Below are 10,634 nucleotides of genomic sequence, written 5' to 3'. Positions count from 1 at the left end.
ACCTAATGGCGCGGCGTTAATATTGAGCGTGTGAATACGGGCGAGCCCATTGGATAAATCAGCCAAATTTGGCGCCGCAGACTGGGGCTTTGCCGGCACATCCACCCAGTTTTCCACCCACAGGGTTTCCGCTTCGTTCAAAAAACACGGCGCTGGCGCAATACCCTGGTTGGCCAACTGGCTTTGCAGTTGATATTGCTCCCGTCTATCTAGGCCGGTGAAATCATCGTCGCCTAACCATTTCACCGCAAATTGCCGCTCGCCATCGGTGAGCTTAAAAACATGATTAACCTCTCCGCCGCCAATATTGACGCACCTTGCCCACCGAGACAGTGATAGCGGTGAGCGTAACTCATCAATGATAAGCATAGGATCCATGATCCTGTTCTCTCCATTGTCTAAGCCAAGTCATATAGCCATAAACCGCAAATACCACATAACCTAAAAACAGGCAGGCGGAAAGGGTTAAACCGCTTTGGGCATAAAGATACGAAGAGGCCAGGTTGATCACACACCAGTACAACCAATTTTGCAGCACCTTGTGCGCCACCATAAAGGTGGTTACCACACTGAGCACTTGTATGCAGGCATCTAGCTGCAAATACGTACTGTTAAATTGGCCTTCTGCCCATAACGACAAGCCCCAGCCCACCAACAATGAAGCCGGAATAATCAATAGATGAAAAAACCACGGCCACGACTGTACATGGTTTGCAGCATCGGATTGTTTATTCCATTGATAGTAGCCATAGCCTGCCATCACCATATAGTACAGATTTAGCGCCGATTGAAACGGAAGGGTTACCTGCCAAAACAACCAGGTATAAATGGCAGTACTAATGAAGGCGCACAGCCAGCACCAACGATTTTGCTTAGCAGCAAGCCAGACATAAGCCAGAGCCAGAATAACGGCACACCATTCAGCCAAACTGGTGTCGGTAATCTGGCTCCAAAACGACTGAATCTCAGTCATCGTTGGCTTTTCGCTCTTGCATAGCATCGAAATTTAAGAATTTCGCCACAAAGATAGCCTGCCCCACTTCTTCATGTGTACGTTGCATTTCTTTACCCAGTATGGTCATCACCTCGCCATAATCGCCGGTGACCTGTGTACTGGTGGAGCAGGTTGTCACAGACAGCGCTGGATAGCTGTTTAACCGTTCAATAAACTGCGCAATAGGCGGAATATAGGCATTAACTAACGGGTACAGTGAAAGTTCGACCATCACTTGCATAATAAGACTCCTTAAAATTGAAAACGGGTTGTTATCCCAAACTGGCGACCATCACCAAGTTGGTAATAAGGTTCATCAAAAGCATACGCGTCTCTTGGATCATTACTGAATCCGCCAAAGCCTCGGGTATAATAGGTTTTGTCGAACATATTTTTCACCCACAATGAGGTACGCCAATCGCCTGCCACCCAACTCACATCGGTATTAAATAAAGTGGTTGCCGGTGATGTCACATCATGACCATCTGAGAACCGGTACTCATCTTTAAAATCCATATCAAATTGCCACACCAAATGTTCAGTAATCCACCATTCGCTAAAGAGGTTTGCGGTGTAGCGCGGCGCTTGTGCTTGCTGCTGCTTTTCAACCCAACTCCCGTCAGCGGTTTCATAACCTTCAAAGGTTGCGTTTAAGTAACCTAGGCTACCATTGAGTGTCCATACCTCATTCACCTGCCACGTCAGTTCTAACTCGGCGCCTTTGTTCGTGCCCACATCGGCATTGGCAATAATATCCACAAAGGTGGCCGAACCATCTTCACGGGTTTGTACATCAAAATCGCTAATCTGGGTATTTTCCCGATCCATATAAAAAATTGCCGCCCGTGCGATGAGATCTGGCGTAAAGACATGGCCTTTAAAGCCAATTTCATAATTGATGTTATATTCGGCGTCATAAAAGCGACTAGACTCACTGACGTCCTCGTCATAATTGATCCCGGCGCCCTTGTAACCCCGAGAAATACTGGCGTATAAGAAGCGCTCCCCGAACTGATAAGAAAGGGATAATTTGCCGCCCACCATGGTGGCATCATCATCAAAAATGACACTGGCGTTATCCTGATAATCGTAAGCGTAATTCTCTACACGCAACCCACTAGTGAGTATCAGGTTGTCGCTAAGATGGGTATCCAGTTGACCATAGATTGCCGTCGTCGTAGGTTTAAACTCGCTGATAAAATCGCCATCATTGTAGGTATATTCCCGCAATAAATCCTGTTCACTGTGACTATATCGCGCGCCCACCACCCAATCAGTGGAATCATTAAAAAGGCGTTGGTTATCACTGGAAGTGAATCTTAGTTCCGCAGTTTGCTGATCCACCCCGCGATAATACCCATCAAAAGAGGTATAACCTAAGGGATGAAAGCCCGTATAGGTCCAATCTTCATCATAACCGTACTCAAGATTATGACTGGCGTAGGTTAAAATCACTTCCACAAGCCCAGCGCTCGTTTGGTGATATAAGTGACCACTTACTGCGTGGGTAAGTTGGCGATCAAAACCGGGCTCATCAGACAAGGTGTGGCGGTTGTTATCCAACGAAAAGGCATCATAACCATTATCAATGTCATACCACCGATAGTTAACCGCCAGCACCGTATCCTCAGAAGCGTCCCAGTTTAAGGCTAAATGGAAGGCATCTTCATTAATATCATTGGTATCATCCCGCTCTAAGTAGTCATTCTCCATAAAGCCGTCGCTGCTATTATGGACAACGGCAGCGCGGTAGCCGAGGGTGTCGGTGAGCATGCCTCCGTGAGCCCCTTCAACGCGGAACAAGGATGTGTTCCCCGCCGTCATAGATATGTGGCTATCGGTGTTATCCCCTGTAGGCTGGCTGACAAGTTTAACGGCCCCGGCCAGTGCACCGGTGCCGAAAATAGTGGCTTGAGGTCCCCGGTAAATTTCAACTTGCTGGATATCAAACAGTATGCCGGCGGCAGCCAGCCCAGAGAAATCAAAATCATCAACCAGGAAGCTCACCGAGGGATTGATGGGTTCGGCAAATTGACTGCGTTCACCAATACCACGGATTTGGACAAATCGTCCTCTTGAGGCGCCGGTGGCAAAATTCACATTCGGGGCAACATTTAACATGCCATCGATATGATTGGTCTGCCGACTATCTATACGCTGAACGTCGATAACCGATGCGCTAGCACTCAGTTGGGCAAGGGTTGTTTGGCGAAAATCACCAGATACAGTGATATGTTCAATATCTGTTTGGCTTTCTGCAAATGCAGGAGACGCCAACAGTGCGAGAGTGAGTATGCGTGTGTTCATTTAGGATCTCTTTACGTGTAAAAAAGATCCGGCTTTACGGAAGGTATTGAGGCTAAATTATAGATTTACCATCCCTACGCCGGCATTATCCGGATCAGGTTAAAGGGTTCCCATGTTAGGATCTCAGCCGCTTTTCGCGGCACCCCTTGGCCTATTTGTTGTTATCGTCTCTTTGTTTGATAACAACGCACGGCAGTCTACCAACTCTTATGATTGAGTCAAGTTGAAGACTACCGCAGGGAGGATAAAAAAGCCCGCAGTGTGACGTGGCGGGCAATGTGGGCTAAAAAGCCCTATTTTTGGCGTCTAGCGCGCCATCCCATAAACCCTATTCCAAGAAGTATGAGTGACATGGCGGTAGGTTCACTAACTTCTGAAATAGAGGCATTCCGAAAGCGAACAGTCATATCGTTACAACCTGCTGACGCATCGCAATCGTTAATAAAAACGATATCGGTAATAAGGCCGGATAGGTAGTCATCTAAAGTAATGGAAAACGATGCCCACTGAGGTTCAGAGGTGTAAGTGAAATCATCAAGACCAAAATTTTGTGTACCGGCTAATGCAAAGGTGCGAGAGGCATCATAGTTTTGCTCGCCGCCTGAAAAATCCGCCAGCCAAATACCGGCAATTTCAGAGTAGGCGGCAGGATCGTCGTTGGAAGCTTTCATACGAAATTCAAAAGACAATTGGTAACTGCTATTGGCGTTGTCCAAATCCAGGCTTTGAATACCAAAGGCATCGTCAAGATTCAGCGTATACCACGCATTTTCTTGCAGACTTAATACACTTCCAGCATTATTCCAAGTGTAATAATTACCATCACTTTGCTGGTGTGCCGTTAGCGATTGATTTTCAAAATCAATCTCATAGGTATTAATAATATCGGCTTGCGCGGTAAATGCGCAGAATGTAGCCAGCAAAGTTGCAGCTTTCATGCTAAATTTCATAGGAGTTCCTTGAGCAGTGTTTGTCTTTCAATCATCAACAACATGCACTGCAACCCGGCGGTCTTAATGGCGGTGCTAAGATCCGTGGCTTTCCGTCCCTGCCTCACGACAGGTTTGGCGTTTACGCTCTCTTGAAGGTGACGTTTTTCAAGATTGTCGTTACAGGGGAAATGATAAGATGTGAGCATCTGGGTTAACAGGACACTTATGGGCTTTCTTTGCTACAGATCTGTCCATTCAAGGAACACATAGCGCCCTGTAATCGCATTTTTCTTATATGCGTACAGTGCGAATGGAACTCACGTGGATAAACAGGAGAACATGTGCAGTATCAAGGATTATTCTGGTCGGCTATCATACGTGCTTTATTAAGTCTTCGCCGCGATCTCAGCATTAACGATGATAGAGACATCACCATACTCGACAATGTCGCGGCGTTAGAGTCTGGCAATCTGCCCGAAGACACATTAGCCAACGTCATTAAGGCCTTATGCCCGATAAATCATCGTCAGCAACTTAGCCGATCCTTAATTGGTTATTTCGATTTTAATAAAATGAGCAACCTTGTGGTACTGCTCACCGCCAGCAAGCACATTGATGACGCCTTGTGCGTAATGGGAAAACAATACCGTCACTTACTGGGTTCAGCTGCCGATCTAACCATCACTCGGGACAACGACACCACATCCCTTGTATTCAACGTTGGTAAGCACGCCATACTCACTGATATGCGTTGCTATTTTCTGCTCGCTCTTTTTAGGCACCTCGCCGGTAGGAAATTTGATTTTCAGTCCATTAGCCTGCCCTTGAATAATGAAGATCCCTTATTGGCGTCACTAACCAAAGCGACCATAAAACCCAGTTCAAAGCAGGTCACCCTTACCTTTGAGAGTAAATGGCTTACCCATCCATCATTTTTCTATTCTCAATCGATACAAAAAATGTTGAGCAGTACCTTAGAGGAAAAAGATGACGTCCCACTTAAGCAACAAATAAAAGCGGTGTTTCAGCAGGCCGCCAGCCCTGCCCGGATCCGTACAGAATGGGTTGCCAGCCAACTTGGACAGACAGAATCGGCATTGCGCCGTCAGTTGCGCCAGGAATCCATTTCTTTTAGCGCATTACTCAAAGAATTTATACATGATCAATCCTGTCACTTACTGCTAAGTGGCGTCAAAACCGATGATGCAGCCGACCAATTGGGGTTTGCCGACAGACGCTCCTTTGAGCGCAGTTTTAAAGAACATACGGGTATTAGCGCCGGTCAACTAAGGCAAATAGGAAGTCGACTACGTTTTCAAAAAGGTAATGGCAACCTTCTCGGCGTGGTCGAAAACTTACCGCCTCTGCCCAACTCTATTCAGCGTTTGCTCAACATGGACGAAGACGAAATGACCCTGCCAAAGGTGGTATCGCTGATTGAACGGGATCCTATTTTTCAGGCGCACATTATGAGCAAGGCTAGCCGAGCGATTTACGGTACGCCACCTAAAAGCCTTGAGCAAGCCATTGGACGGAATCTTGGTCTGGGGAATATACGCCATCTTGCGGTTATTTTTGCCGCCCAGCAGCTGCTCACATCCCAATGCCGGTTTACCCAAATAAGTCAGTTAACCGACAGCATGTTATTAAGTAGCGAGCTATTTAACGCCCTGTTTGGTTTTAATAAATTAACAGAAGACGAGGGAGAACAAATCAAGCAGCTTTTATTGTTTGGAACCCTTTCGTTATTTCTTATCTTCCACGATGAATGTTTATTTGCCGATGGTGCCCTGACCAATTGGGAAGCATCCGAATCCTTTGCTGATTTTGTTGAACGCATTAACGAGAACTACGGTATTTGTTTATACGGAGCCACGTCTTTAATGCTACTTAGGTGGGGCTTTCACAGCGCGATTAATCAACAACTTTGGAAGCTATGCAACCCAGAGGCAAGCGCCGATCTACAAAATTTGCCGGAACAAATACGCTTCTGTCATAACATTGCCTTTTCCACACTGATGAAAAAGGCCTCTCCCTTAACCCTAGCATCTGAGGTTGAATTAACTGCAGAACAGACAAAGGGGCTTGCCGTTGTCATTAGTAAATGGGAAACCTCAGCCCCGTAAGGTTTCTCGGCCCACTTTCACCCTAAGGTTGATTACAAATTTAAGTTCTGAATCTCTTTTTCTGTTTGCGTTTTTAACCCTTCTAAGGTTTTCCCATGAGGTGTAGGCTTACGTGTTTTAGGATCCAGGGCAACAAACACAATGTCATCAGCCAGACAAATGGTTTTCTTTGTGGCTTTATTGCGCACCAGGCAAGATACGGTGATAGATGTAATGCCCACAGATTTGGTTTCTAGTCCAAATTCAACGATATCACCCTGTAAAGCGGGAGATTCGAAGGTGATTTCACCAATGTGTTTTGTGACCAAACAGTTGGTTTCTAACTGGCAGGTAACAAAAATGGCAGCTTCTTCATCGATCCATTCCATGGCTCGACCACCAAAGAGTGAGTTGGCATAATTTAAATCACTGGGCATAACAAGACGGCGAGACAAAAAGCGCATTAAAAACCTCGTAAACTAACGTAAAATGAAAACCGAGAGTATATCAAATTTCTAGTAAGGATGAGTTTGAAAACATTGATAAATTGGTTACTCATACCACTTTTTCAGCGACAAAATTGTGCCTATCATCGACAAAGTCTATTTATTGCCGGTGAAAAAGCCTGGGCGCTGGAAAAAGCGGTATCCCTTGTTGACGCTTTACCCAGTCACCTGAGCACTTGCTGGTTAGGTGAACAGACCAATATAGCCACAACGGTAAGTTACAACTTCTCGCGATACAAAGAGATCCTTGGCCGTGAATATGACATTGTTTTTCTCAGTTACCTAGATGGGTTTCGTCCTAGTATTTTTACCGCTGTCGCTGGAACGGTGAAAGCCGGAGGCACCCTTGTTGTATTATGTCCCTCACTGGAAACTTGGCCGACCCATGCATCAGTTACAAGCCCTTACTTCTTAAGCTATGGGTATGCGTTAACCCAAAGCACCTTTATCAGCAATTTTGTAAGTACGTTAGTCAGTCAGCAGGCCTGTGGCATAGTCACTGACCAAAGCGGTTACCTTCCTTCTCATAAAATTGCCAATCCGCGCCCCAAAAGCAGCCTCCCCTTTTCCACACCGGATCAACTTAATGCCTATGAAACGCTGATAAAACACTATCAAGCTGGAACACCGGCGATAGCCTTATTAGCCAAACGCGGGCGGGGAAAATCAACGTTGGCAGGCTTAGTCGCCGCCGACTTCATAAATAAAAATTTGAAGGTAGCCATAACCAGCTATACCAAACATTCCGCTGATACGCTAATGGCCACTGTGAATTCAGTGAGGCCTCCCCAGTCCAAAGACGGCCATCCATTACTCACATGGTATGCGTTTGACAATCCGGCACTTTTTAATGATGACATTGATGTACTTTTTATTGAAGAGGCCGCGTCCCTACCTATCCCAGTAACGCTTAAGCTGATTCATCACGCACCTTTTACACTGTTGCTTTCCACTACAGACGGTTATGAAGGTTCAGGACAAGGATTTCGCTATCGGGTGATTAAAGGCTATGACATCCCCACGATTACGATGACCCAGCCGATAAGGTGGTATGACGGCGATCCTTTAGAAGCCATTGCAGAACGCTTACTCTTTTTACCTAAAAAGACTGAAGATGACCAAGGATGTTCCCAAGGCTCCCTGACATACCATCATGGGAACGCCAGTACGATAGATGAAATCCATCTGTTTCAAATAATGGATCTATTGCGAGAGGCACATTATCAAACTACCCCAGACGATATTTTGCGGATCATTGATTCCCCCAACAACGGCTTGTTTTACCTTTTACAGCAAAACCAGGTTGTTGCCGCAGCCATTGTGGATGATGAAGGCGGCGAAAAATTAAGGGAAGTCAAAGAGGCTATCGCATCAGGAGCACGCCGTGTAAAAGGCCACCTCACAGCCCAATCCTTAGCATTAATGTCAACAAAAGGGGATTTTGCCACCCTTGTCACCAAACGCATTAATCGTATTGCTGTGCGCCCGGAACAACAAAATAACGGGCTAGGAAGCAAGCTAGTAGAACATATCATCAACCTTGCGCAGGCAGAAGGTGCGGATCACCTCACCGTTTCCTTTGGCACCACCCCCCCCCTTCTCGCTTTTTGGATGAAACATCAGTTTAAAGTACTTAAAGAAGGCAAAAAGCAGGACAAAGCATCGGGTAAAACCAGTTCATTATTGGGCCTCCCTTTTACCCCGAAAGCCCATGAACTCTATGGGGGATTACCCGAACAACAAAAAAATACAAACATTGCTGGCCATGAACAAATTCATTTCACCCGCTTAATGCAGTGCGCTAATGGCATGAGAAGTCTTTCCCAACTTTACAGCACCCCCATTTGGTTAGCCCAGCACTATCCAGATTCCCCCTTATGCGCCGTAATGGCACAACTGGGCAAGGGTGCCTCAGTTAGCCATCTGGCAATCAGTAACCGCTTTAAAAGCAAGGCTGCATTAATGGCTTGGATTAAAGACGAATTACAGCAGTGGCTTAGACAAAGAAAAGCATAAAAAAACCCCGCATAAGCGGGGTTTTTATTATCTAGACGTTATTAAATTTTAACGCCGGCGTTTTTGGCCTTATCTTTAATATAAGGTTCCCAAGCGGAGGCATTTCTACGCAAAGACTTGTCTTTCTTTGCAATTTGAACATGCTGATACGCTTGCTTGTAGTTGCCGAGATAGAAGTTCGCTTCCATTAAAGAAAAGTGAATTTTAGCTTCATCATCAACACCACGTTCTAACGCTTTATTCAATGCAGTAATGGCACCTCGGTAATCTTCAGCTACCAGCAACAACGTACCCTGTTTACGATAGTATTCAGGATCCGAATCAACTTGCGCTGCTTTACCATAGTATTGTGCCGCATCTTTATACTCTTTAGCCTGATGGAAAGAATTAGCGACATTTGCGTACATGTCAGCTTCTTTCTTCAACAGACCGCTTTTCAAGTACTTTTCGAGCACAACTGCGGCTTTATACGGATTACCCGCATTGGCATACAGTGACGCTAATTGCTTAATTTGACTATCTTTTTCTAAGAAGCCAGCCATATAAGCAATATCAAATGTTTGCACTGCCTTATCAAAGCGTTCGATAAGCATGTAGAAACTACCTAACTGGATCCAATAAGTAGGATTATCAGGAAACAGATTAACCAGTTCTTCTGCTACAGCAACGGTTTGAGGGAACTTTTTATTCTCATAAAAAGCGGACAGTTTCAACAAATAAGGGTTCTTATCCGGCTTGCCTTCTTGCTTATTAAGCGCGATGGCTTTATCCGCAGTTGGAACCACTTCGTCAAATTTCTTTTGCTCGTAAAGCGCTTGCGCTTTGCGGGTATAAACCTGCGCATCTTCTTTACAGGTAAAAGCCATCCACTTGTCATAATAACTGACAGCTTCAGCGTAGTTTTGCTCCTGCATACTTAAATCACCGAGTAATTTAAGTGTTTGGGAGTGTTCGGTATCATTAAGCACTTTCGGATTTACCGCTTGCTCAAGATAGCCGAATGCTTCTTTACCTTTACCTTCCTGAGACGCAATCAGGTTACCTAAAAAGCGATTAACATAGGCTTTGTCAAAATCATCGCTAGGATCAACTTCTTTAAGAATGTCGATGGCTTCCTGCAGACGATCTTCGTTGTATGCCTCAAACGCTGCTTGAACTTTTTTACCCGTACGCTCACCTACCAGCTGCGTCTTGCCCTTAACATAACCAGGACAAACTACAGGACCAGAAGGCTTCGCTTGCGCGGGCTGACTTTGAGCTGAGGCCATTGGTGCAGCCATTGCAGCACCAACACCCATGACTAAAGCAACGGCGGACATTTTAAATGTACGAAATTTCATAATCATTGCTCCAGTTTAAAGTCCAGTTGAACAAACATGTTTTCTTGTTTAACGGCTTTACCTTCAACGATCTTAGGCTTGTATTTCCACTTACTTAGTGCGCGACGAGCTTCACGGTCAAAGATACGTTTTGGATCCGCATCAATAACAGTAATGTCCTCTACACCGCCTTGTTCGTTAATGGTGAACTGCAATTTAACCCAACCTTCACGGCCATCTCTGGCGGCATCAGGTGGATATTTCGGATCGATACGTACAATAGGTGTCGCATCCCCATCACGCTGCATCGCGCCTACGCCACCGATATCTACCCCTACACCGCCGGTATCAACCTGGGGAATTGCCAGACTAAAACCATCAGTGTTAGGTTCAGCTGCTTCAGGTTCAACAGGTTGAACTTTAGGCGGCTCTTGTGGTGGTGGCGGAGGCGGAGG

At 45.7% G+C, this 10,634-nt stretch carries 9 protein-coding genes, 1 pseudogene and 2 riboswitches; of the genes and pseudogenes, 2 read left to right on the top strand and 8 right to left on the bottom strand.

Going from position 1 to position 10,634, the window contains the following annotated elements:
- The 5 genes and pseudogenes from V5298_RS17910 to V5298_RS17890 form a co-directional block, all read right to left on the bottom strand.
- Positions 1-378, bottom strand: a pseudogene (locus V5298_RS17910) (hypothetical protein); the annotation flags it as partial.
- The gene (gene pnuC / locus V5298_RS17905; protein WP_332932798.1) at positions 356-973 is read right to left on the bottom strand and encodes a nicotinamide riboside transporter PnuC; all 618 of its coding nucleotides are present in this window, start codon (positions 971-973) and stop codon (positions 356-358) included. The pseudogene V5298_RS17910 and the gene pnuC, both read right to left, overlap by 23 nt.
- Positions 966-1,235 carry a hypothetical protein gene (locus V5298_RS17900; protein WP_332932797.1) on the bottom strand — a complete coding sequence of 90 codons (270 nt, stop codon included), beginning with the start codon at positions 1,233-1,235 and terminating at the stop codon, positions 966-968. Before V5298_RS17900 ends, pnuC begins: the two co-directional genes overlap by 8 nt.
- A gap of 11 nt (positions 1,236-1,246) precedes the next feature.
- Positions 1,247-3,301 carry a TonB-dependent receptor gene (locus V5298_RS17895; protein ID WP_332932796.1) on the bottom strand — a complete coding sequence of 685 codons (2,055 nt, stop codon included), beginning with the start codon at positions 3,299-3,301 and terminating at the stop codon, positions 1,247-1,249.
- A gap of 54 nt (positions 3,302-3,355) precedes the next feature.
- Positions 3,356-3,458, bottom strand: a riboswitch (TPP riboswitch).
- A 136-nt stretch (positions 3,459-3,594) separates the two neighbouring features.
- Positions 3,595-4,251, bottom strand: coding sequence for a PEP-CTERM sorting domain-containing protein (locus V5298_RS17890; RefSeq protein ID WP_332932795.1), 657 nt, complete (start codon positions 4,249-4,251; stop codon positions 3,595-3,597).
- A 45-nt stretch (positions 4,252-4,296) separates the two neighbouring features.
- Positions 4,297-4,380, bottom strand: a riboswitch (cyclic di-GMP riboswitch).
- A gap of 194 nt (positions 4,381-4,574) precedes the next feature.
- Here V5298_RS17890 and V5298_RS17885 point away from each other — a divergent pair.
- Positions 4,575-6,359 carry a helix-turn-helix domain-containing protein gene (locus V5298_RS17885; RefSeq protein WP_332932794.1) on the top strand — a complete coding sequence of 595 codons (1,785 nt, stop codon included), beginning with the start codon at positions 4,575-4,577 and terminating at the stop codon, positions 6,357-6,359.
- Positions 6,360-6,391: 32 nt separating this feature from the next.
- Here V5298_RS17885 and V5298_RS17880 read toward each other — a convergent pair whose 3' ends face one another.
- Complete coding sequence (locus V5298_RS17880) at positions 6,392-6,802, bottom strand: acyl-CoA thioesterase (protein ID WP_332932793.1); 411 nt, start codon at positions 6,800-6,802, stop codon at positions 6,392-6,394.
- Between the two features lie 66 nt (positions 6,803-6,868).
- Between V5298_RS17880 and V5298_RS17875 the strand changes: the two genes are divergently transcribed.
- The gene (locus V5298_RS17875) at positions 6,869-8,860 is read left to right on the top strand and encodes a GNAT family N-acetyltransferase (RefSeq protein WP_332932792.1); all 1,992 of its coding nucleotides are present in this window, start codon (positions 6,869-6,871) and stop codon (positions 8,858-8,860) included.
- A gap of 41 nt (positions 8,861-8,901) precedes the next feature.
- Here the strand turns inward: V5298_RS17875 and V5298_RS17870 are convergent, their stop codons facing one another.
- Together V5298_RS17870 and V5298_RS17865 are read right to left on the bottom strand one after the other, a co-directional pair.
- Entirely contained in the window at positions 8,902-10,200 is a 1,299-nt protein-coding gene (locus V5298_RS17870) for a tetratricopeptide repeat protein (protein ID WP_332932791.1), read from the bottom strand.
- Between the two features lie 2 nt (positions 10,201-10,202).
- A partial coding sequence (locus V5298_RS17865; RefSeq protein WP_332932790.1) for an energy transducer TonB occupies positions 10,203-10,634 on the bottom strand: 432 nt, incomplete at its 5' end.

Origin of the sequence: Alteromonas sp. 14N.309.X.WAT.G.H12 (assembly GCF_036697315.1) — a bacterium.
GTDB lineage: Bacteria > Pseudomonadota > Gammaproteobacteria > Enterobacterales > Alteromonadaceae > Alteromonas.
This window is presented reverse-complemented; position numbering and strand designations above follow the sequence as displayed.